Source organism: Diaphorobacter sp. HDW4B, from assembly GCF_011305535.1.
In the GTDB taxonomy this organism is placed as follows: domain Bacteria; phylum Pseudomonadota; class Gammaproteobacteria; order Burkholderiales; family Burkholderiaceae_C; genus Diaphorobacter_A.
Genome location: NZ_CP049905.1, coordinates 978301 through 1001138, shown reverse-complemented (window position 1 = coordinate 1001138; position 22838 = coordinate 978301). Strand labels below are relative to the sequence as shown.

At 61.9% G+C, this 22838-nt stretch carries 15 protein-coding genes; 9 read left to right on the top strand and 6 right to left on the bottom strand.

The window, feature by feature from the left end; translation table 11 throughout:
• Positions 1-3 precede the first annotated feature (3 nt).
• Complete coding sequence (nosZ, locus tag G7048_RS04740) at positions 4-1944, bottom strand: TAT-dependent nitrous-oxide reductase (RefSeq protein WP_166067036.1); 1941 nt, start codon at positions 1942-1944, stop codon at positions 4-6.
• A complete protein-coding gene (locus G7048_RS04735) occupies positions 1941-2360 on the bottom strand; it encodes a DUF2946 family protein (protein ID WP_166067035.1) in 420 nt (139 codons plus the stop codon). Before G7048_RS04735 ends, nosZ begins: the two co-directional genes overlap by 4 nt.
• A 207-nt stretch (positions 2361-2567) precedes the next feature.
• On the opposite strand from G7048_RS04735, the gene G7048_RS04730 reads away from it, so the two are divergent.
• Both G7048_RS04730 and G7048_RS04725 read left to right on the top strand, forming a co-directional pair.
• Complete coding sequence (locus G7048_RS04730) at positions 2568-2969, top strand: cytochrome c5 family protein (protein WP_166067034.1); 402 nt, start codon at positions 2568-2570, stop codon at positions 2967-2969.
• Positions 2970-3008: 39 nt separating this feature from the next.
• Positions 3009-4097: an FAD:protein FMN transferase gene (locus G7048_RS04725; protein WP_166067033.1), complete on the top strand. Its 1089-nt coding sequence runs from the start codon at positions 3009-3011 to the stop codon at positions 4095-4097.
• A gap of 2 nt (positions 4098-4099) precedes the next feature.
• Here G7048_RS04725 and G7048_RS04720 read toward each other — a convergent pair whose 3' ends face one another.
• Entirely contained in the window at positions 4100-4942 is an 843-nt protein-coding gene (locus tag G7048_RS04720; RefSeq protein ID WP_166067032.1) for a symmetrical bis(5'-nucleosyl)-tetraphosphatase, read from the bottom strand.
• A gap of 354 nt (positions 4943-5296) precedes the next feature.
• Here G7048_RS04720 and G7048_RS04715 point away from each other — a divergent pair, with 354 nt between their 5' ends.
• From G7048_RS04715 to G7048_RS04705, 3 genes are all read left to right on the top strand, one after another.
• Positions 5297-5593 (top strand): H-NS histone family protein, encoded by a 297-nt coding sequence (locus tag G7048_RS04715; RefSeq protein WP_166067031.1) that lies wholly within the window; start codon positions 5297-5299, stop codon positions 5591-5593.
• A gap of 706 nt (positions 5594-6299) precedes the next feature.
• Positions 6300-9212 carry an aconitate hydratase gene (locus G7048_RS04710; RefSeq protein WP_166067030.1) on the top strand — a complete coding sequence of 971 codons (2913 nt, stop codon included), beginning with the start codon at positions 6300-6302 and terminating at the stop codon, positions 9210-9212.
• A gap of 172 nt (positions 9213-9384) precedes the next feature.
• The gene (locus G7048_RS04705) at positions 9385-10593 is read left to right on the top strand and encodes an FAD-dependent monooxygenase (protein ID WP_166067029.1); all 1209 of its coding nucleotides are present in this window, start codon (positions 9385-9387) and stop codon (positions 10591-10593) included.
• Here G7048_RS04705 and G7048_RS04700 read toward each other — a convergent pair.
• Positions 10584-11834: an MFS transporter gene (locus G7048_RS04700; RefSeq protein WP_240933169.1), complete on the bottom strand. Its 1251-nt coding sequence runs from the start codon at positions 11832-11834 to the stop codon at positions 10584-10586. The two genes, G7048_RS04705 and G7048_RS04700, sit on opposite strands and share 10 nt — an antisense overlap.
• Before the next feature lie 164 nt (positions 11835-11998).
• Between G7048_RS04700 and G7048_RS04695 the strand changes: the two genes are divergently transcribed.
• Positions 11999-12835 carry an undecaprenyl-diphosphate phosphatase gene (locus G7048_RS04695; protein ID WP_166067028.1) on the top strand — a complete coding sequence of 279 codons (837 nt, stop codon included), beginning with the start codon at positions 11999-12001 and terminating at the stop codon, positions 12833-12835.
• Positions 12836-13069: 234 nt separating this feature from the next.
• Here the strand turns inward: G7048_RS04695 and G7048_RS04690 are convergent, their stop codons facing one another.
• A complete protein-coding gene (locus G7048_RS04690; protein ID WP_166067027.1) occupies positions 13070-13900 on the bottom strand; it encodes an alpha/beta fold hydrolase in 831 nt (276 codons plus the stop codon).
• 5 nt (positions 13901-13905) lie between these two features.
• Positions 13906-14733 carry a proteasome-type protease gene (locus tag G7048_RS04685; protein ID WP_166067026.1) on the bottom strand — a complete coding sequence of 276 codons (828 nt, stop codon included), beginning with the start codon at positions 14731-14733 and terminating at the stop codon, positions 13906-13908.
• Positions 14734-14884: 151 nt separating this feature from the next.
• On the opposite strand from G7048_RS04685, the gene G7048_RS04680 reads away from it, so the two are divergent.
• The 3 genes from G7048_RS04680 to G7048_RS04670 are packed head-to-tail and all read left to right on the top strand — an operon-like array spanning position 14885 to position 22836.
• Positions 14885-16429 carry an MdtA/MuxA family multidrug efflux RND transporter periplasmic adaptor subunit gene (locus G7048_RS04680; protein ID WP_166067025.1) on the top strand — a complete coding sequence of 515 codons (1545 nt, stop codon included), beginning with the start codon at positions 14885-14887 and terminating at the stop codon, positions 16427-16429.
• 60 nt (positions 16430-16489) lie between these two features.
• Entirely contained in the window at positions 16490-19657 is a 3168-nt protein-coding gene (locus G7048_RS04675; protein WP_166067024.1) for a multidrug efflux RND transporter permease subunit, read from the top strand.
• Complete coding sequence (locus tag G7048_RS04670) at positions 19654-22836, top strand: multidrug efflux RND transporter permease subunit (protein ID WP_166067023.1); 3183 nt, start codon at positions 19654-19656, stop codon at positions 22834-22836. The genes G7048_RS04675 and G7048_RS04670 overlap by 4 nt, the downstream gene beginning before the upstream one ends.
• Positions 22837-22838 lie beyond the last annotated feature (2 nt).

The window sequence follows — 22838 nt, the reverse complement described above, 5'->3', positions numbered from 1 at the left end:
GGCTCAGCCTTCAACGATCATGCGTGTGCGCATTTCAAGGTGCAGCGCGTGGCAGAAGTGTGTGCAGTACGCCCAGTACACGCCGGGTTGATCGGCGAGGAAGGTCACCGACTTGGTCTCCAGCGGATTGACGATGAAGTTGACGTTGTATTTGGGGATCGCGAACCCGTGGGTCAGGTCTTCGACCTTGTCCAGATTGGTCAGGATCAGCGTCACCTCGTCGCCCTTCTTCACGGTGAATTCGCGCATGCTGAACGCAGGTGCCTGCGAGGTCATCTTCACCGTCACCTTCTTGCCATTGCGGAACACGCCGGACTCCTTGGGGTCCTTGATGGCAATTGGTGAATCGTCGAGTGCATAGACTTGCTTGGGCTTGAGCAGGTCGCGCTTGAAGATGATGAAGTCATGCGGCTCGCCGCGCACAGGGTGGTCGGCCAGCAGCACCATCTTCTCGCCGGAGATGTCGATGAGCTGTTCGTTCTCGGGGTGCAGTGGGCCCACGGGCAGGAAGCGGTCCTTGGAGAACTTGCAGCCCACGGCGATGAACTTGCCGTCGGCAGCGCGCGTTTCGGACTGCGATCCGTTGATGTGACCTGGCTGGTAGTGCACGTCGAGACGGTCGACCACGTACTTGGCGTTCTTGTCGCCTGCGTGGAATTTGATGGCGGCATCGATGTTCCACTTCACCACCTGGCTGTCGAGGAACAGCGTGGTGAACGCATTGCCGCGTCCGTCGAAAGCGGTGTGCAGCGGGCCGAGGCCCAGTTCCACTTCGGCGACGATGGCGCTGTCGAGCTTTTCCAGCTTGCCGTCGAACCAGTCGAGCACCTTGGCGAGTTCGATCACGGTGGCCGTGGGCGAGAGCTTGCCAGCGCAGATGAAGTACTTGGCATCGGGGCTGGCGTTCACGCCGTGCGGATTCTTGGGCGTGCTTACGTAGGCGACGAGCGCGGTCTTCGGATCCTTGTTGGACTCATGCGTGCCATCGACGACCGGCACCTTGGAGTTGCCGAAGGTCTTGAACTTGCCGGCCTTCACCGCTTCTTCGATGCGAGCGATGTGGAAGAACGCACAGGCGTCGCGCTCGGCCGACATCATGTCTTCGTAGTGAATGCCGTTCTCGGTGTTGTACTGGTTGGTGGCGGCGAGCTTGCCGTCGTACGACGTGGCCACGAGGTCGCAGTTGCCGTCCAGCAGCACTTGCCAGCGCAGTTCCATGGTCTCGGCATCGACGCACGAGAACAGCGAACGGTACTTCTCGGGCTTGTTCGCATCGGTGCCATTGTTGGGCAGCGGAATCGCGAACTCACCGCCGCAGAACACGCGCGTGGTGTAGTTGATGGCCGGATCGACCGGGTCGGCCTTGTCCGGAAAGATGCCGTGAAAGCCCTGCACGTTGGGCAGTTCGGTGATCTTGTCGCAGATGAAATAGTCGAGGCGGATGCGGGCGACACGCGAGTTGATCTTGTCGTTGATCCACGCATAGCGGCCGTCGTAGTTGCCGTCCTTGTACGAGGCATGCGTGTGATGGGTGTCGCCGACGAAATACCGCAGGCTGCCGTCAGCCTTGGTGCCCATGATGGCCTTGGATTCGTTGGTGATGCCCCAGCCGACCAGCGCGTCCGGCACGAAGCAGGGGATGCGCAGAATTTCGCGGCCCGATGGCAAGCCGAGCACGCGCATGTCGCCCGTGTGGCCGCCGCTCCAGAGGCCGTAGTAGGTGTCGAGCTCGCCGGGCTTGAGGTGAACGTTCGCTCCTGCATGGGCCGCTGGTGCAGCGGATGCGGGCGCTGCAGCCGGTGCGGCGGCGGGTTGTGCGGCCGACTTGTTGTCGTTGCACGCGACGGCTCCCACGGCCAATCCTGCCAGCGCGGCGCTGTTGATGAATCTGCGACGGCCCATGCCGACGGTTTCGTTGTGCAGATCTGTTTTTTCCTGGCTCATATCGACCTCTCTGAGGACTGTTGAAAGAAAAGGGAAACGTTGAACGGTGGCGCTCGCGCAGGCGGCGGCGCTGCAGTGGGAGGCACGGCCTGGACCAGCGTGGGCAGCGCGAAGTTCAGCAATCCATCGATGGGCTGCAGGCTTGGCGCATCCAGTGCCAGACGTGGAAGAGAGGTGGCCGCGCACAGCGCGCAGTCCATGTCATGAAAATTCTTGGGACGACTTTTGCCGAAGCTGTTGTCGTCATGCGTGACCAGATGCGCCTTGCCGCTGGCACCGCACACCACCTCGTAGCGGGCGGGGCGCAGAAACGGGGAAGCGAAGGCGGCTGTCATGCCGAGGATCAGCCACACCACGATGCCAAGACGCAGTTGGTGCAATCGGCGAAAAGTGGAGTGATGGGAATGGCTGATCATTTTTGTGACTTCATAGCCCGCTTTGAGCGGGTAATGAATGGTCGCCGCGAGTCCGCTTTTTTTCCTTAACCCAGATCAATTTAGTAATAGCGAAAAATGATCAAACTGCAGGCAAGGGAGTTGAGCTGTGAGCAAGGGGCTTCAACAGCCAGCTCTCCGATCACTCAACGCGATGATTTTTGTCAGCTAGAAGAAAGAAGGAATGACATGCGCTCCACCACACTCACCTTGGTCTCGATTGCTCTGACGCTCACTCTGGCCGCTTGCGGCAAGAGCGATGCGCCTCCGGCTCCCACGCCCGCTCCGGCTGCGCCAGTGGCGGCTCCTGCGGCCCCGGCCCCTGCAGTGGCCGAGAACACCTTGGGCAAGAGCACCTACAACAAGACCTGCGCGCTGTGCCACAGCGCAGGTGTGGCGGGTGCGCCCAAGCCCGGCGACAAGGCCGATTGGGGTCCGCGCATCGCGCAGGGTGCAGACACGCTCTACAAGCATGCGATCGAAGGCTTCACCGGCAGCAAGGGTGCGATGCCTGCGCGCGGCGGCGGCTCGTCGCTGGCCGATGCCGATGTGAAAGCCGCCGTCGATTACATGGTCAGCCTGTCGCAGTAAGAACGCTTGTAGCCAGTTGGCGAAAGGGATGAGGGCATCATGAAAACAGGGATTCGCGCGCAGGCCGACTCAAGCGTGGATGCGCGTCGGCGGCGTCTGGTGCTTGCCCTGCCGTTGCTGGGCGCGTTGCCGTACATGAGTGCGGTTGCGGCTCCACACGCGGCGGGCGATGCGGGCTTGTCGATGGCGAGGAAAAGTCTTGCATTGATGGGCACGCGAGTCGATGTGGTGGTGCCAGATTCCAAAGCGTCGGAGCTGCCCGAGCTGTTGCAGTGCATCGATGCTGCTTTCATGCGGATGCAGCAACTGGAGCGCCTGATGAGCCGCTATCGCGAGGACAGCGATGTCGCTCGCATGGCGGCTGCAGCGGGCGTCAAACCAGTGCGTGTGGCACCCGAGGTGCTGGAAGTTTTGCTTCAGGCGCAGCGATTGCACGCGCAAAGCGGCGGTGCGCTCGACATCACCATCGGTGCGGTCAACAAGGGCTGGAGTTTCGAGCCGGGGCGCGAACAGGTGCCATCCGATGCCGATGTGAAGCGCGCACTCGCGCTGGTCAACATGCGTCAACTGGTGGTTGACCCGAAGATGGGAACGGCCTTTCTGCAGCGACCCGGCATGGCGCTGGATCTGGGCGGCATCGCCAAGCTGCCGATTCTTCAGGCGGGCCTGCAAACCTTGCAGGACAAGGGTATTGCCAACGCCCTGATCAACGGTGGCGGCGATGTGCTGATTGCCGGATCGAACCACGGCAAGCCGTGGCGCGTGGGCGTGCGTGATCCGAATGCGCCGCAGCAGTTGCTGGGTGCGATGGAATTGCAGGGGAGAGGCGTGGTGGCGTCCTCGGGGGACTACGAAAGATCATTCGTCCGCAACGGACGCCACTTGCACCATGTTCTCGACCCGCGAACCGGTTGGCCCACGCAGGGTGTGCATGGCGTGGCGCTGCGGGCGGATCGCATCGAAGACGTGAATGGTTGGGGTGCCGCGCTGATGGTGCGTGGCAATGCCGCGTTGGCAGAGTTCAGTGCGCGCAATGCCGGTATCGATGTGATGGCGGGTCTGTCCGATGGTTCGCATTGGTTGTCGGCAGGCATGGAATTGCGCTTGCAACGCGTGCCTGCAGCCTAACCTTAGCCCGGTTTCTGCGCCTGTTCGCATTCCACATCGAACAACTCGCGGTCGGCCAATGTGGTGCCGATGCGCATGGCGCTCAGACAGCCACCCCAGATGCAGCCGGTGTCGAGGGCCAGCAGGTTGGGGCGATTCACCAAACCCAATGTGGACCAATGGCCAAACGCCACGAGCACCTCGGCAGTCTGGCGGCCGGGCACGTTGAACCAGGGCATGAGCCCTTCGGGCGGCGTGGCGGCGCTTTCGGTACTGTCGAAATCCATGACGCCTTCGGGCGAGCAGAAACGCAGCCGCGTGAGCGAGTTGATGATCACGCGCAGGCGGTCCGCACCGTGCAGATCGTTGCTCCAGCGGTCGGGCAGGTTGCCGTACATCTGCTTGAGAAACTCGGGCAGATCGGGGCTTCGCAGCATCTGCTGAACTTCGTCGGCAAGGCCAAGCGTTTCCTCAAACGTCCATTGGGGGAGCACGCCTGCGTGAATCATCAGCATCTGCTCGCCGTTCAGCGTGAACGAGCGCGCCAGTGGCTGCTGGTGCACCCATTCCAGCATGGCATCGCGGTCGGCTGCGTCGAGGATGCTGTTCAGCGTATCGCGACGCGAGGGATGGCGTGCGCCGTGTGCGGCTGCGAGCAAGTGAAGGTCATGATTGCCGAGCAGGGCGCGCACGCTGTCGCCCAACTGCATTGCCCGGCGCAGCACGCCAGCCGAGTCGGGTCCCCGGTTGACGAGGTCGCCCAGCAGATACAGCGTGTCGCGACTGGCGGAGAAGTCAATGTGTTCCAGCAGACGGGTGAATGCGGCGTCGCATCCTTGAATGTCGCCAATAAAGTAATGGGCCATGAAGCGAGTGTTCTCGAGGTTCGGGCAATGATGTGCTGGATCGAATTGTCTCTCAGGATGACACTCGGGAACCTGACATGCCCGCATTCATTCGGAGCTGAAAGTCGGTCTATTGCATTCAAGCTGGGCAGTAATGCGGAGATTAGTAACTATCTGAATCAGCACTGGAGACTTCACCCAGTGTCACACATGAGCGGGCTGCTCAGAATTGCAGTGCGTTTTCATATGTTTTGTCTTTGTGCATTGTGCGTGGAGTTTGTAAAGAGTCCGCGAATTCGCCACATATTGATTAAGGGTTGATTTTTGTTTATATAATCGACTCACATTCATTCATTTCACTTGATTGGCACAACCATGACAGATAGCTACAAAGACCTTCTGAAGCAACGCGAAGACCTTGAAAAACGAATCAACGATGCGCGTCGCCAGGAGCTCTCGGCTGCAGTGGCACAAGTGCGTAGTCTGGTGGCTGAATATGGCCTGACTGCTCAGGACGTTTTTCCTACAGGTCGCGGTTCGCGCTCTTCCACCACTTCCGGCGTGAAGGTTGCTCCCAAGTACCGCAATCCAGAGACGAACGAGACCTGGACAGGCCGCGGCAAGGCTCCGAAGTGGATTCAGGGCCAGGATCGCGAAAAGTTCGCCATTTGATTCGCACGATTCGCATCTCTGTCAGGTGTCGCAAGGCATCCACTGACAAGATCGTCACTCGGGAATAAGTCCGCTGAATGCGGACTTTTTCTTTTGGAGGATTGAAACCCTGCCCCATTCATCGGCAATCGAATAGGGCTTCATTGGGGCTGCACCATTGTGGGTATTGCGTAGGCTGGTTGTGGTGCCAACTGTGTTAGTGGTTTCAAAACTTGGCCACTCAATTGGGCTGTTGACGATTCGACGGACCCATTTGGGAGAGTATTAGGAAGTTCGGTTCACTTTTTATTCTGAACTTTGGGGCGGACTTTGAATCGCCATTTGAATCCGTCAACTCTGGTTCGCGATGTGAAGAGGCGGGTGAAGTTCCCTGCAGGGGATTTGAAGCCGGAACTACAGTCAGGCCGAATTGCAAATATGCGACGCACGTTCCTTCATGGGTGGTTTCAAGATTCCGTTGAAAGCGGTTTGACAGGTTTCAGGTTTGCCATTGGCCTTCATCTCATTTGCGTGACAAGAGTAGGGGATTGCGGGGTATTGTGGAGGGATTGCGGAAAATTCACTTTGCGAGGCGCCTAAGTGATTGTCGGAACTGGATTTTTTATGGAAGACGCCTGCTACCTTGCACGGTTTTTGGCATGCGATAGCGAAACATCGCAGTGACTGCCAGAATGTGAGTTGAAGTTTTCAAACGGAGCTCCACAAAATGGCCAAGACCCACGAATCCAGCCACGCCTTTGAGACCACCCTCAAGTCCTTCCATGCCGGGTCCGGCAAGTCATCCAAGGGCAAGTTCTACTCTCTTCCCGCGCTCGCCAAGCAGTTCCCGAACGTGAACCGCCTGCCGGTGTCGCTGCGCATCGTGCTCGAATCGGTGCTGCGCAATTGCGACGGCAAGAAGGTGATGCCCGAGCATGTGGAGCAGCTTGCCAACTGGAAGCCCAATGCCGAGCGCACCGACGAGATTCCCTTTGTCGTTGCCCGCGTCGTGCTGCAGGACTTCACCGGCGTGCCGCTGCTGGCCGATCTGGCTGCCATGCGCAGCACGGCCGCAGAACTGGGCAAGAAGCCCAAGACCATCGAGCCGCTGGTGCCCGTCGATCTGGTGGTGGACCACTCGATCATGGTCGACTACTACGGCACCAAGAACGCGCTGGACCTGAACATGAAGCTGGAATTCCAGCGCAACAACGAGCGCTACCAGTTCATGAAGTGGGGCATGCAGGCGTTCGACACGTTTGGCGTTGTGCCGCCGGGCTTCGGCATCGTCCACCAGGTGAATCTGGAATATCTGGCGCGTGGCGTGCACAAAACCAAGAAGGACGTGTACTACCCCGACTCGCTGGTCGGCACCGACAGCCACACCACCATGATCAACGGCGTGGGCGTGGTGGCCTGGGGTGTGGGCGGCATCGAGGCGGAGGCGGCCATGCTTGGCCAGCCCGTGTACTTCCTCACGCCGGACGTGGTCGGCTTCGAGCTGACCGGCAAGGTGCGTGAAGGCGTGACCGCCACCGATGTGGTGCTCACGGTGACCGAAATCCTGCGCAAGGAAAAGGTGGTCGGCAAGTTCGTCGAATTCTTCGGCGAAGGCACGCGCAGTCTGGCTGTGCCGGACCGCGCCACCATCGGCAACATGGCGCCCGAATATGGCGCGACCATGGGCTTCTTCCCGGTCGATGAAAAGACCATGGATTACTTCAAGGGCACAGGCCGCACCAAGGCCGAGATCGAAGCCTTCGAGGAATACTTCAAGGCGCAGGGCCTGTTCGGCGTGCCGCTCGCTGGCGAGATCGACTACTCGCATGTGGTCAAGCTCGATCTGGGCTCTGTCGCTCCAAGCCTCGCTGGCCCCAAGCGCCCGCAGGACCGCATCGAGATCGGTCATGTGGCCGAGAAATTCACCGAACTGTTCACCGCCCCTGCCGCGCAGAACGGCTTCAATCTGCCGCTGGAAAAGCTCGACAAACCCGTGTCCGTGCACATCAACGGCAGCGGCGAAACGGTCGATCCGGTCACCAAACCAACGCCTGCCGGAGCGCCGCAGAACGTGGTCGAAATGGTGGCCAACAAGCCGGTGGTGGACGATGCCGAAGCGAGCATCAAGGCCGCCGACAAGGCAGTGGAGCGAATCGAAGGGCAGGACATCGACCTGCACAACGGCGATGTGCTGATCGCCGCCATCACCAGTTGCACCAACACCTCGAACCCGAGCGTGATGCTGGCTGCCGGTCTGCTGGCCAAGAAGGCGGTGGAGGCGGGGCTGTCGGTCAAGCCGCATGTGAAGACCTCGCTTGCGCCAGGCTCGCGGTTGGTCACGCTGTATCTGACCGAATCCGGCCTGTTGCCGTATCTCGAAAAGCTGGGCTTCTCGATTGCGGGCTACGGTTGCACCACCTGCATCGGCAATGCGGGCGATCTGCTGCCGGAGTTCAACACCGCCATTCAGCAGAATGATCTGGTCTGCGCGGCAGTGCTCTCGGGCAACCGCAACTTCGAGGCGCGCATCCACCCGAACATCCGCGCCAACTTCCTCGCCAGCCCGCCGCTGGTGGTGGCCTACGCGATTGCCGGAAACGTGCGCAAGGACCTGATGACCGAGCCCGTCGGCAAGGGCAAGAAGGGCCGCGACATCTATCTGGGCGACATCTGGCCGACGAGCGACGAAATCCACAAGCTCATGAAGTACGCCATGAACGGCAAGGCCTTCCGCTCCAACTACGAGAAGGTCGATGCCGAGCCAGGCAAGCTGTGGGAAAAAATCCAGGGCGTGACCGGTGCCACCTACACCTGGCCCGAAAGCACCTACATCGCCGAGCCGCCATTCTTCGACGGCTTCACGCTCGATGTGAAGGAGCCGACAGGTCAGGCCGACAGTCCGTACTCGGTACACAACGCGCGTGTGATGGCGCTGTTCGGTGACTCGATCACCACCGACCACATCTCGCCCGCAGGCTCCATCAAGGAGTCCTCGCCCGCAGGCATCTGGCTCAAGGACAACGGCGTGCAGAAGGCCGACTTCAACAGCTACGGCTCGCGTCGCGGCAACCACGAGGTGATGATGCGCGGCACCTTCGCCAACGTGCGCATCAAGAACCTGATGATCCCCGCGCTGCCTGACGGTTCGCGCGAAGAGGGCGGCCTGACGCTGTACCGCGATGCAGCAGGTCACGAGACCAAGATGGCGATCTACGACGCCGCCATGAAGTACCAGTCGGAAGGCCGCGCCACCGTCATTCTGGCGGGCGAAGAATACGGCACTGGATCCAGTCGCGACTGGGCCGCCAAGGGCACGCAACTCCTCGGCATCAAGGCCGTCGTCGCGCGCAGCTTCGAGCGCATCCACCGCTCCAATCTGGTCGGCATGGGCGTGCTGCCGCTGCAGTTCAAGGGCGACGACAGCTGGCAGACACTGGGCCTCAAGGGCGATGAAGCCATCGACGTGATTCCGGCCGCAGACCTGAAGCCGCAAAGCGACGCGCAACTGGTGATCACCAGCCCGGACGGCAGCAAGAAATCGGTGACGGTGAAGCTGCGCATCGACACGCCGATCGAAGTCGACTACTACCGCCACGGCGGCATCCTGCCGTACGTGTTGCGCCAGTTGCTGGCCGACTGATTCTTTCTGTCGCAACCACTCGAAGAGCGACCGGACGACGAGTCCGGTCGCTCTTTTTCGTTCTCGCTGAACAAAACCGTTGGCTTGGATGGCGAGCGTATTTCGACCTGAATCGCACGACTATTTGCCGTGAATTTCCTCACGCGTTCCCGGCACGATCACAATCTCGTCCATGCAGAAACAGATTTTGATTGCCGGCGGCGGGATTGGTGGGTTGGCTGCGGCGCTGGCGGCGGAGCGGGCGGGGTGGGAGGTGCGGTTGTTTGAGCGCGCGCCCGAGTTCACCGAGGTGGGCGCGGGTGTGCAGATTGGGCCGAATGTGGTGCGGCGTCTGCAGGCCTGGGGGTTGCACAAGGCCTTGCAGGCGGTGGCGGCGTTTCCTGAAAAGCTGCAGGTGCGCAGTGCGGTGTCCGGCGCTGAACTGGCTGCGTTGCCGCTCGGTGCATCGGCCATCGAGCGCTATGGTGCGGCGTACGCGACCATCCATCGCGCGGATCTGCATGGGCTGCTGCTCGATGCGGTGAAGGATCTGCCTGCCGTGCATTTGAATCTCCAGCATCCGGTCGAACATCATCAGGAAGGCGATGGCGTGGTGACCGTGCGCTTGGCTGGCGGCACGCTGGTGGAGGGTGATGCGCTGATCGGCGCGGATGGGCTGCGCAGTGGCACGCGGGCTCGGTTGCTGGGCGAAGTGGCGACGCGCGCGTCCGGGCATCTGGCGTATCGCGCGGTGATCAAACAGGTCGATTTGCCACAGCACATGCGCACGAATCACGTCACGGCGTGGCTCGGCCCCAAGCTGCATGTGGTGCAGTATCCGCTGCGGCGTGGTGAGCTCATGAATGTGGTGGCGATCCGGCATGGCGAGTCGCCCGCCGATCTCGATCATTGGGACCACGGTGCGAACGCCTCCGATCTGGAAGCGGCGCTGGCGCAGACTTGCTCGACCTTGCAGGAACTGGTGCGCGCCGTGCCGCAGGTGAGCAGCGGCTGGCGGCTGTGGCCGTTGTCGGATCGCCCGCCGGTGCGCGGTCCGCAGGAAATGGCGCAGGGGCTGGTCGCGCTGATCGGCGATGCCGCGCATCCGATGCGACCTTATCTGGCGCAGGGTGCGGGCATGGCGATCGAGGATGCGGCGGAGCTGCAGCGCGCGCTGTCCATGCACGACCTGGAGGTGAATCTGCGGTTGCGCCGTTATGCGCTCAATCGTTGGCAGCGCAATGCGCGCGTGCAGGAGCGTTCGCGGCGCAACGGCAGCATTTTTCATGCAACGGGGTTTGTGCGCTTCGGGCGCGACATGTCGCTGCGTTTGCTGGGCGAAAAGCTGCTCGACGTGCCGTGGCTGTACCGCGGGGACGGCGCGGGAGCGAGTCAGCTCTGAAGTGCGGTGGCGGTCTTGGGTGGCGAGGGCAGCAAGGTGAAGGCCAGCGCACCCAGCACCAGCAAGGCCGAGATGCTGAACATCACCGGGCCAAACGGCTCGAGCCCGCGTGCTTGCGCCATCGATGCGACCAATCCGGTGAACCATTGCATGGCGGCGATGCCGAGAAACATTGCCATCGTGAATGCGGCCATGGCGCGACCGGTGAGGGCGGCGGGGTAGGCGTTGCGCACGTCGGCATATTGCAGGATCAGATAGCCCGAGAAAAAGCCGACCGCGAGCGCCGCTGCGATATTGGCCCAGGCGTTGTGCGAGAAACCGATGAAAGCAAACAGCGCCGCGAAGATCAGCGTGCAGGTGACCAGCCAGCGTCTGCGTGTTTCGGGGCCGGGGTCGATACGGCCAAACACCATCGGGCCGCACAGCGCGACGAGCGACAGCACCAGTGCGACATTGCCGCTTTGCACCAGCGAGAAGTCGTAGCGGCTGATCAGCAGCGGCCCGAGCCACAGCCCGCGCAGACTGATGAAGGCCGCGTAGCCGATGAAGCCCAGCGCAACAATGCCCCAGGTGTGGGGAATCATGAACAGCGAGCCGAAGCGTGCAATCGCCTGGCCTATGGTTTCTCTGCGCAAGTTGGCTTCATCGGGCAGTGCGGGCTCGTGCACCACGCGCCAGATGAACAGCCAGGCCAGAACCGACATCACCGCCAGCACCGCAAAGCCCACGCGCCAAGTGGTGCTCTGCACCAGCCAGGCCAGCGGCGTGCCGGTGAACAGCATGCCCAGCACGCCGATCGACATGGCCGTGCCGGAGACGGACGCGAATTGCGATGCCGGGAAATGCCGCGAGATGAACACCGTGCAGGCCAGAAACGCTGGCGCACAGCCCACGCCGATCATGGCTTGTCCGATCAGCAGCACGCCATAGTTGGGTGACGCCGCCGACAGCACCGCGCCCGCAATCGCGAGCGGTGAAGCCCAGAGCACTGTGCGGCGCACGCCCCAGAGATCGATGGCAATGCCCATGAACAGCTGCATCGCGCCGAACATGAAGTGAAAGCTGCCCGCAAAAATGCCGAGTGCTTGTGGCGACAAGCCAAGCTCCTGCGACAGCGGCGTGCCCAGAATCGCGGCGACGGTGCGGTAGGCGTTGCTCAGCGCAAAGCCCGCAGTGAGCGCGAGCAGCATGGGCCACACCACGGAGGTGTCGGATGTTTTTGGTGGGTTGTCAGCAGACATGGAATGCAGCGATGGCAGGCCGCGAGCGTGGGCCTAGTCTGCCAGTGTGCTGCAAATGCTTACTCTCCGCATGGGGCAATACGCTAGGTGCAGGAACTTTGCGTTACGCGCTACGCACATAATCAGCACTTCCTTCTTTCCTAGCCTGCATTCAGGATAACAACGTGGATCTGCTTTTGCTGCTCAAGGCCGCCATCATGGGGGTGGTCGAGGGCCTGACCGAATTCCTTCCCATCTCATCGACCGGCCATTTGATTCTTGCGGGCGCGCTGCTCGGGTTTCACGGCGAGAAGGCCAAGGTGTTCGACATAGCGATCCAGACCGGCGCAATCTTCGCGGTGATCCTGGTGTACTGGGAACGCATCAAGTCCACCATCGTCGAGCTGCCCACCGAGCGCCGCGCGCAGAAGTTCGCGCTCAACGTGATCGTCGGCTTTCTGCCCGCCGTGGTGCTGGCGCTGATTTTCGGCAAGTTCATCAAGGCGCATCTGTTCACGCCTTATGTGGTGGCCACTACTTTCATTCTGGGCGGCTTCATCATTCTCTGGGCTGAAAAGCGCAGCGCGAGTGGTGCCGGTGCCATTCGGGTGAACTCCGTGGACGACATGACCGTGATGGATGCGCTCAAGGTCGGGCTGGTGCAGTGTCTGGCGATGATTCCGGGCACCAGCCGCAGCGGTGCGACGATCATCGGGGGCATGTTTCTTGGCCTTTCGCGCAAGACGGCTACAGACTTTTCTTTCTTTTTGGCGATTCCTACGCTGATCGGGGCGGGGGTGTATAGCCTCTACAAGGAGCGGGCGTTGCTCTCCACGGCGGATATTCCGTTGTTTGCTGTGGGGCTGGTTTTTTCGTTTGTCAGCGCTTGGCTGTGTGTGCGGTGGTTGCTGAAGTACATCAGCTCCAACAGCTTTGTGCCGTTTGCTTATTACCGGATTGTGTTTGGTGTGATTGTTTTGGTGACTGCTTGGACTGGGGTGGTTTCTTGGTCTGAGGCTTGATGATTTTTGCCTCTACTCTCTTTTAAGGGCGGAGGCCGGGACTGCCCCCGGCGGGGCAGTAACTTTTTGCTTGCGCCAAAAAGTCACCAAAAATCGCTTTGAATACCTCCGGCAGAACTCGACTTCGCGCCGTAGGCGCTTCGCTCGGACAACCGCCGGAAGTCAGTTTGGGGGAGGTGGTTACGGCACTTTGCTTCGCTCGTGCTGCATCTCGCGACGTCGCGAGATGCTTTTTTAGCGGCGCTTGCTGATTTCGGCGATATTGCGTAGCGACGCTTCCACTGCTGCGGCAGTGGTGTGGGGTTGCTCCATCGGGAACAGGTGGCTGCCGTCGATCATCATGATGCGGCCTTCGGTGACGCGTTGGGTGAGCGTCATTCCGACCTGACGCATTTCCACGGATTCCAGGCCGCCGATGAAAGCGGCTGGGCATTGCAGCGGGTGCCTTCTGAGCATGGGGGCAAGGTTGTGGGGGAGCGTGTTGTAGATCGCTGTTTCCACGGCGCGGTCGAATGCCAGAACGCGTTTGCCTGCGCTGTCCACCAAGCCGTGTTCCACATAGTCGCGCAGCACGCGTTCGTCCCAGCGGGCGAAGGCTTTTTTGCTCCGGAAGTGGTCGAAGGCTTCCTGTGTGCTGGCCCAGGTGTTGCGGCGGGCGCGGCTGATTTTTCCTGGGGAGAGGGAGCCGACCATCTGCGTGCGCTTGACCACGTCGAGCGCGTTGGCGCGCCAGCCGCTGATGATGGGGGAGTCGATGAGCAGCACGCCGCATGCGAGGTGCGGGTGGCGCGCTGCTGCCATGAGGCTCAGGATGCCGCCCAGCGAGTGACCAACCAGGTAGACCTTCTGGCTTGTGCGCTCGACCTGTTCGGTGGCGAAGTCGGCCAGTTGCTGGACCAGATTGGGCCAGTTATTGGTGACCTGGTAGCGCTCCTCGTGGCCGAAGCGGTCCACCGCACTCACGTCGAAGCCGCGCTGGCGCAGGTCGTTCAGCAGCACGTTGTAGGTGCTGCCGGGAAAGCTGTTGCCGTGCGCGAAGACGATGACCGGTTTGGAGGATGGCATGGGGCTCAAATCAGCTTTTCGTCGGGGCTGGTGATCTTCTTGAGGTGACGGTTGCGATGGGGATCGACGCGGATCGGCACCTCGGTGACGCCGCCGTGCCAAGCCGGGTCTTCTATGCTGTCGAACACTTGGCGCAGGCGCTGCCCCCAAGTCTCGTGGACCATGCGGAAGTAGGGGTTGTATTCGTCAATGCAAACAATTTTGTCCGACGAGAACGTGCCTTCTTCGTAGACCACCAGATCGAGCGGCAGGCCGACCGAGAGGTTGGACTTCAAGGTGCTGTCCATCGACACCAGCGCGCATTTGGCGGCTTCGTCGAGTGGAGTTTCCGGCGTGATCACGCGGTCGAGCACGGGCTTGCCGTATTTGGATTCGCCCACCTGGAAGTAGGCGGTCTCGGCCGTGGCTTCGATGAAGTTGCCTGCGGAATAGACCTGGAACAGGCGCATGCCTTCGCCCTGAATCTGGCCGCCGATGATCATCGAGACGTTGAAGTCCACGCCCGAACGCTGCAGCGCCTCGCCGTCGCGTTCGTAGACGCGGCGCACGGCGGCGCCCAGCACGCGGGCCACGTCGAACATGCTGGTGGCGTTCCAGATGGTGATCGGCTCTTCATCGTCGTGTGCGCGCAGCTTGGTGACCTGCAGGATTTCGCGCACGGACTGGGAAATGCTCAGGTTGCCAGCGGACAACAGCACCATGAAGCGGTCGCCCACCTTTTCATAGACCATCATCTTGCGAAAGGAACTGATCTGGTCGAGGCCTGCGTTGGTGCGGGAATCGGAGAGAAAAACCAGCCCGGCGTTGAGCTTGATGGCGACGCAGTACGTCATAACAGTGCAGAAAATAAAAATCGGAAAACCGCAAGTGTAGTCGGCCCGCACTTTGGACGTTTGCCGCGCTGACAAAAGGGAAACTGTCGGTTAACCAATGGTTTACAGCGCGTGGCTATCATTCGGCAAGATTCGACCTACCAAGGCACACATGCCCTATCGCCCACTCCCAGCCCGATCCAACGTTCCATATGCCCGTTCCCAGTCGATTTCAAGGGGCCGAGCGCGAACCGGGCTGATTGTGGCCGTGGCGGCCATCGCGTTGGCGGCGGGGGGCGGGTACTGGTTGTATCAGAAGAAGAATGCGGCGGGTACATCCACAGCGGCGGCGGGTGCGCCTACTGCCGGTGGGGCTGCCGGAGCCCGCAGCGGACCACGTGGCGCGCAGGGCGGATCGCAGGCGCAGCCGGTTTCGGCGGGGGTGGTGGATCAGCGCGACATGCGCGTGCTGGTCAACGCCATCGGCACCATGAGCGCGCGTGCCACGGCCGTCGTGCGGGCGAAGGTGAGCGGTGAGCTGATCAAGCTGCATTTCAAGGAAGGCGACGATGTGAAGGCCGGGCAGTTGCTGGCAGAAATCGATCCACGCAGCTTTCAGGCGACCCTCGACCAAGTGCAGGGCACTTACCAGCGCGATCAGGCGCTGTTGAAGAACGCGCAGCTCGACTTGCAGCGCTACAAGGAATTGCAGGCGCAGGATTCGATCGCCAACCAGCAGGTCGACACGCAGGCCGCGCTGGTGCGTCAATATGAAGGCACGGTCGCCTCCGACAAGGCGCAGGTCGACGCCGCCAAGCTGCAACTGAGCTACACGCGAGTGACCGCGCCGATCTCCGGCAGGCTGGGTTTGCGGCAGGCCGATCTGGGCAATGTGGTGAACGCGTCGGATGCCAACGGCCTCGTCACGATCACACAGATCAAGCCCATCGACGCGGTGTTCTCGCTGCCCGAGGCGCATGTGAGCACGCTGTCGCGCCGCATCGCCGACAAGCAGGATTTGCCGGTCGAGCTGTGGGACCGCGACCAGAAACAGATGCTCGCCAAAGGCAAGCTGAACGCGCTCGACAACACCATCGACACGACCACCGGCACGGTCAAGGCCAAGGCAGCGTTCGACAACGCGGACGCCAAGCTGTTCGCCAACCAGTTTGTCAACGTGAAGCTGCAGGTCAACCTGCTGGAAAACGTGGTCACCGTGCCCGTTACCGCGGTGCAGAACAACTACGTCTATCTGGTGAAGGATGACAACACCGTCACCCAGCGCAAGATCACCGTGGGCGTGACCGATGGCGACCGCGTGAGCGTGCGTGGTGATCTGCAGCCCGGCGACCGCGTGGTGACCGACGGCATCGACCGCCTGCGCGAAGGCGCGCAGGTTTCCATCATTGCATCTGACAAGGTCAATCAGGTGGATCAAGCCGTGCAGAACGCGGCCGGTGCGCCGCGCATGCCGCGCAATCTGCCACCCGAAGTGCGTGCCAAGGTGGCGAACATGACGCCCGAAGAGCGCAAGGCCTTCTTCCAGAAAATGCGCGAGGAGCGCAATGCCGCAGGTGGTGGTGCCAGTGGCCCCGAAGGCGCAGCCTCCGCACCGCGCGAGCGCGCATCCGGCGCATCCGGCCCGCGTGGTGGTGGGGCTGGTGGCGCATCGCATGAAGCGCCTGCCGCAGCGCCGGCATCTGCGGCCAGCCGTTGAACCGGTGATGCGTAGCCACTGGCCACCAACGCAGCACCAGCACCACAACGGGCAGCCCACATGAATCTCTCGCGTCTCTTCATCCTGCGGCCCATTGCCACCATTCTGTTGATGGTGGCGGTGCTGATCTCGGGCGTTCTGGCTTACCGCCTGCTGCCGATTTCGTCGCTGCCGCAGGTCGACTATCCCACCATCGAAGTCACCACGCTCTATCCCGGCGCGAGCCCGGACGTGATGACCTCGAACGTCACCGCGCCGCTGGAGCGCCAGTTCGGGCAAATGCCGGGGCTCGACCAGATGTCGTCCGTCAGCTCGGGCGGTGCGTCGGTCATCAGCCTGCGTTTTTCGCTCGACATGTCGATGGACGTGGCCGAGCAGCAGGTGCAAGCGGCCATCAACGCAGGTTCGAACCTGCTGCCCAGCGACCTGCCCATGCCGCCGACCTACAGCAAGGTCAATCCGGCGGATGCGCCGATTCTCACGCTTGCCATCACCTCGCCGTCGCTGCCCGTCATCCGCGTCAATGATCTGGTCGAGAACCGCCTTGCGCCCAAGCTCTCGCAGGTCAAGGGCGTGGGGCTGGTGGCGATTGCGGGCGGGCGTCGTCCTGCGGTTCGCATTCAGGCCAATCCCACGGCGCTGGCCAGTTACGGCATGACGCTGGAAGATGTGCGCTCCGCCATTGCCGCCGCCAACGTGAAGGGCGCGAAGGGCGGCTTCGACGGGCCGGACCGCGCATCGACCATCGATGCGAACGACCAGCTTCAATCCGCATCGGAGTACCGCAATCTCGTCATCGCGTTCAAGAATGGCAACCCGATTCGTCTGTCCGATGTGGCGAACACGGTGGACGAGGCCGAGAACACGCGTCTCGCCGCATGGGCCGCGAATCCCGAGCAGGGCGCGCAAGCCGGGGTGATTCTCAACATCCGTCGCCAGCCCGGCGCGAACGTGATCCAGACCGTCGATGCGATCAAGGCGCTGCTGCCGCAGTTGAAGGAAACCTTGCCCGCATCGCTCGACGTGCAGATCCTCACCGACCGCACGGTGACGATCCGCGCATCGGTCGAGGACATGCAGGTGGAATTGTTCCTCGCGATTGCACTGGTGGTGGCGGTGATTTTCGTTTTTCTGCGCAGCGCATCGGCCACGTTGATTCCGAGCTTTGCCGTGCCGCTGTCGCTGGTCGGCACCTTCGGCGTGATGTATCTCGCGGGCTTTTCGATCAACAATTTGACGCTCATGGCGCTCACGATTTCCACCGGCTTTGTGGTGGACGACGCCATCGTGATGATCGAGAACATCGCACGCTATGTGGAGAAGGGTGAGCCACCCATGCAGGCCGCGCTCAAGGGCGCCAAGCAGATCGGCTTCACCATCATCTCGCTGACGATCTCGCTGATCGCGGTGCTGATTCCGTTGCTGTTCATGGGCGATGTGGTGGGGCGTCTGTTCCACGAATTCGCGATCACCATGGCCGTGTCCATCCTGATCTCGGCCATCGTCTCGCTCACGTTGACGCCCATGCTCTGCGCGCGTCTGCTCAAGCACACGCCCGAAGAAAGCCATGGCCGCCTGTACAACGCCACGGGTCGATTCTTCGACGGCATGATCGAAAAATACGGCCGCATGCTGAGCTGGGTGCTCGATCATCGCGGCCTCACCTGGATCGTTTTTCTGGCGACGCTCGCAGTCACCGTGTTGCTGTACTTTGCCGTGCCCAAGGGTTTCTTTCCCGAGCAGGACACCGGCACGATTCAGGCGACGACCGAGGCCGATCAATCGATCTCGTTTGCCGCGATGGGCGAGCGTCAACAGGCGCTGGTCGATCAGTTGCTCAAGGACCCGGCCGTGCAATCCATCTCGTCGTTCATCGGCGTGGACGGCACGAACACCACGCTCAACACGGGCCGTCTGCTGATCGATCTGAAACCGCATGCGCAGCGTGATGGCGTGGCGGCTGTGGTGCGCCGCCTGTCCGACGATGCCAATCAGGTGCCGGGCATTCGCCTGTTCGCGCAACCCGTGCAGGACCTGACCATCGAAGACCGCCAGGCGCGCACGCAGTACCAGTTGCTGCTGTCCTCGCCCGACATGGATGTGCTGTCTTCGAGCACCAAGGAACTGGTCACACGCATGCAGGGCCTGAGCCAGTTGCTCGATGTGAGCACCGATCTGCAGAGCCAGGGCAAGCAGGCCTATGTGAAGATCGACCGTGCGCAGGCCAGTCGTCTGGGTGTGACGGTGTCGGGCATCGACACGGCGTTGTACAACGCGTTTGGTCAGCGCTTGATCTCCACGATCTTCACGCAGTCGAATCAGTATCGCGTGGTGCTGGAAGTCGCCCCGCAATTCAAGATCGGGCCCGAAGCGCTGCAGTCCATCTATGTCGCTTCGTCCGCTGGTGCTCCGGTGCCGCTCACATCGGTTGCCACCATCGAAGAGCGCAGCATGGCGCTGTCGGTGAACCACGTGGGGCAGCTGCCTGCCGCGACGATCTCGTTCAACACAGCGCCCGGTGTGTCGCTGGGCCATGCGGTGAAGGCGGTGCAGGACGTGATGAAGACCATGCGCGACGAAGCCAGGTTGCCTCTCTCGGTCGATGCAAACTTTCAGGGCGCGGCGCTTGCGTTCCAGGCGTCCTTGTCGAGCACGCTGCTGCTCGTGCTCGCGGCGGTTGTCACCATGTACATCGTGCTGGGCGTGCTGTATGAAAGCACCATCCACCCGGTCACGATTCTCTCGACCTTGCCGTCTGCCGCAGTGGGGGCGTTGCTTGCGTTGCTGCTGTTCGGGCTCGATCTCGACATCATCGCCATCATCGGCATCGTGCTGCTGATCGGCATTGTCAAGAAGAACGCGATCATGATGATCGACTTCGCGCTGGAGGCCCAACGCGAGGAAGGCAAGAACGCGCACGATGCGATCTTCCAGGCCTGTCTGCTGCGCTTTCGTCCGATCCTGATGACCACGCTGGCGGCCTTGCTCGGCGCTTTGCCGCTGATGCTGGGCACAGGCGTGGGCAGCGAGCTGCGCCATCCGCTGGGCGTGACTTTGGTGGGCGGTTTGATCGTCAGCCAGTTGCTCACGCTGTTCACTACGCCGGTGATCTATCTGACGTTTGAAGGCTGGGTGGAGCGCTGGCGTGTCAAGCGCGGTCTGCCGCCAGTGAAGCTCCACCATCCCGAGCAAGAGGAAGAAGAACGCCGCTTGGGAGAAGCTCCATGAAGAGCTGGTCCAGCCTGTCGACGCCGTTCATCTTCAGGCCCATCGCCACGATGTTGCTGACGATTGGCCTCGCGCTCGCGGGTGGCATTTCGTACTTTCTGCTGCCGGTCGCCCCGCTGCCGCAGGTGGACAATCCGACGATCTCGGTCACCGCCAGCCTGCCCGGCGCAGCGCCTGACACCATGGCCGCAACCGTCGCCACGCCGCTCGAAAGAGCGCTGGGTGCGATTGCGGGTGTGAACGAGATGACGTCGAGCTCCAGCCTCGGCAGCACGCGCATCACTTTGCAGTTCGATTTGACGCGCACCGTGGACAGCGCGGCGCGCGATGTGCAGGCAGCGATCAACGCATCACGCATGCTGCTGCCATCGGGCATGCCGAGCAATCCGACCTACCGCAAGGTGAACCCGGCCGATGCGCCGATTCTGATGATTGCGCTGACCTCCGATTCGCTCACGCGCGGGCAGATGTACGACGCGGCCTCGACCGTGCTCGCGCAGAAGCTCTCGCAGGTGGAAGGCGTGGGGCAGGCATCGATTCAAGGCGGCGCATTGCCAGCCGTGCGTGTGGAGCTGGACCCTGTCCGACTTGCCGCAAACGGCGTGTCGCTGGAGACGGTGCGCACCGCGATTTCCAACACCAACGCCAACCGGCCCTTGGGTGCGGTCGAGCGTGAAGACCACTACTGGCAAGTGGCGACCAACGACCAGGCGCGTGTGGCGGCGGACTACGCGCCGCTGGTGCTGCGCTGGTCCGAAGGCAATGCGATTCGCCTGTCCGATGTGGCCGACGTGAGCGACTCGGTGCAGGATGTGCGCACCTACGGCGTCATGAACGGCAAGCCCGCCATCTTGCTGCAGGTGTTCAAACAGCCGGATTCCAACATCCTCGAAGCCGTGACCCGCGTGCGCGCGCTGCTGCCGCAACTGAAGGCGTCGATTCCGGCGGCCATCGATCTGACCATCGTCTCCGACCGCACGCCCACGCTGCGTGCGTCGGTGGTGGAGGTGGAACGCTCGCTCGTCATATCGATTGCGCTGGTGATTCTGGTGGTGTTCCTGTTTCTGCGGAAATGGCGCGCGACGGTGATTCCGGCGGTGGCCGTGCCGGTCTCGCTCACGGGCACGTTCGGCGTGATGTACCTGTGCGGCTACACGCTCGACAATCTCTCGCTGATGGCGCTCACGGTGGCGACCGGCTTTGTGGTGGATGACGCCATCGTCGTTGTCGAGAACGTGATGCGCCACATGGAACGCGGCAAGTCCGCCGTGCGCGCGGCGCTCGATGGTGCGCGCGAAATCGGCTTCACCGTGGTGTCGATGAGCATTTCGCTGATCGCCGTGTTCGTTCCCATCATGTTCATGGGCGGCATCGTCGGGCGGTTCTTTCGCGAGTTTGCGGTGGTCATGTCGGCGGCGATTCTGGTGTCCATGCTGGTGTCGCTCACCACCACGCCAATGATGTGCGCGGCGCTGCTGCGCGATCCCAAAGAGGAAGAAAAACAGACGAAACCGCGTGGCCGTTGGATGCGCGCGTGGGACCGTTTTTCCGCCGCCATCGGCCGATTGGAGCGCGGCTCCATGCGCGTGTATCGCAAGACGCTGGCATGGTGCCTGCGTCACCAACCGCTGGTGATTCTGGTGCTGCTCGGCGTGATCGTGCTGAACGTGCAGCTCTACCGCGTGATCGAAAAAGGCTTCATCCCCGATCAGGACACAGGCCGCGTGATGGGCTTCATCCGCGCGGATCAGGCGACATCGTTCCAGGCCATGGAACGCCGCATCAAACGCTTTCTGGACATCGTGCAGCAAGACCCTGCGGTGGAGTACGTGACCGGTTTCACCGGCGGTGGCCAGCGCAATTCGGCCAACATGTTCATGTCGCTCAAGCCGCTGGCCGAGCGCAAGGTGTCGAGTGACGAGGTGATCAACCGCCTGCGCGAAAAGCTCAAGAACGAGCCCGGCGCGCGGCTGTTCATGTTCAAGCAAACGGACATCCGCATCGGCGGTCGCCAGAGCGCGGGCTCTTATGAATACACGCTGCAGGCCGACGAAATTCAGGACCTGCGGACATGGGAGCCACGCATCCGTCAGGTGCTTTCCACGCTGCCCGAATTGGAAGATGTGAACAGCGACGTGCAGGATTACGGAATGCAGACCTCGTTGGTCGTGGACCGCGATGCCGCATCCAAGCTCGGCCTGACCATGTCGCAGATCGACGCGACATTGAACGACGCATTCGGTCAGCGGCAGGTGGGTGTGATCTACAACCCGCTCAACCAGTACCGTGTGGTGATGGAGGCCGCGCCGCGCTTTCTGCAGAGCCCGGAGACGCTGCGCGGATTCTTCTTCGTGAACAAGGACGGGCAGCAGGTGCCGCTCACCTCATTCGCCAAGATCACGACGACCAACACTCCGCTGTCGGTCAGCCATCAGGGCGGAACGCCCGCCAGCACGGTGAGCTACAGCCTCGCGCCCAATGTGTCGCTGTCGCAGGCCAACGACGCGATCCGCAAGGCCGTGGCGGAACTGGGTGTGCCGGTGTCGGTGCGCGGCAGTTTCAGCGGCACGGCGGGCGCTTTTCAGCAGGCGCTTGCCGGGCAGCCGCTGCTGATTCTCGCGGCCATCATCACGATCTATCTGGTGCTTGGCATCCTGTACGAAAACCTCGTGCACCCGCTCACGATTCTGTCCACGTTGCCGTCGGCGGGCGTGGGCGCGCTGCTTGCGCTGATGCTGTTCAAGACCGAGTTTTCGCTGATCGCCTTCATCGGCGTGATTCTGTTGATCGGGCTGGTCAAGAAGAACGCCATCATGATGATCGACTTCGCGCTGGAGCGCGAAAAGGGCGGGCACGCAACGCCCGCGCAAGCCATCTACCGTGCCTGCGATCTGCGCCTGCGCCCGATTCTCATGACCAGCATGGCGGCCATCTTCGGCGCGCTGCCGTTGATGCTCGGACGGGGCGATGGTGCCGAGCTGCGCCAGCCTCTGGGCATTGCGATCGTGGGCGGGCTGCTGGTCAGCCAGTTGCTCACGCTCTACACCACGCCGGTTGTCTACGTGCTGCTGGAGCGTGCACGCCATCGCGTCGTGCGCGGCTGGGCCCACCGTCCCGCATGGCTGCGCGGTGCGGGCGCAGTGCATTCCTCGCAACCAGCGATTCAAACGGGGGAATGAAC

Coding starts and splice junctions, on each gene's coding strand:
- G7048_RS04680 (WP_166067025.1), top strand. CDS start 14,885: ATGCCCTATCGCCCACTCCCAGCCCGATCCAACGTTCCATATGCCCGT.
- G7048_RS04725 (WP_166067033.1), top strand. CDS start 3,009: ATGAAAACAGGGATTCGCGCGCAGGCCGACTCAAGCGTGGATGCGCGT.
- G7048_RS04690 (WP_166067027.1), bottom strand. CDS start 13,900: ATGCCATCCTCCAAACCGGTCATCGTCTTCGCGCACGGCAACAGCTTT.
- G7048_RS04720 (WP_166067032.1), bottom strand. CDS start 4,942: ATGGCCCATTACTTTATTGGCGACATTCAAGGATGCGACGCCGCATTC.
- nosZ (WP_166067036.1), bottom strand. CDS start 1,944: ATGAGCCAGGAAAAAACAGATCTGCACAACGAAACCGTCGGCATGGGC.
- G7048_RS04675 (WP_166067024.1), top strand. CDS start 16,490: ATGAATCTCTCGCGTCTCTTCATCCTGCGGCCCATTGCCACCATTCTG.
- G7048_RS04685 (WP_166067026.1), bottom strand. CDS start 14,733: ATGACGTACTGCGTCGCCATCAAGCTCAACGCCGGGCTGGTTTTTCTC.
- G7048_RS04735 (WP_166067035.1), bottom strand. CDS start 2,360: ATGATCAGCCATTCCCATCACTCCACTTTTCGCCGATTGCACCAACTG.
- G7048_RS04700 (WP_240933169.1), bottom strand. CDS start 11,834: ATGTCTGCTGACAACCCACCAAAAACATCCGACACCTCCGTGGTGTGG.
- G7048_RS04730 (WP_166067034.1), top strand. CDS start 2,568: ATGCGCTCCACCACACTCACCTTGGTCTCGATTGCTCTGACGCTCACT.
- G7048_RS04670 (WP_166067023.1), top strand. CDS start 19,654: ATGAAGAGCTGGTCCAGCCTGTCGACGCCGTTCATCTTCAGGCCCATC.
- G7048_RS04710 (WP_166067030.1), top strand. CDS start 6,300: ATGGCCAAGACCCACGAATCCAGCCACGCCTTTGAGACCACCCTCAAG.
- G7048_RS04715 (WP_166067031.1), top strand. CDS start 5,297: ATGACAGATAGCTACAAAGACCTTCTGAAGCAACGCGAAGACCTTGAA.
- G7048_RS04705 (WP_166067029.1), top strand. CDS start 9,385: ATGCAGAAACAGATTTTGATTGCCGGCGGCGGGATTGGTGGGTTGGCT.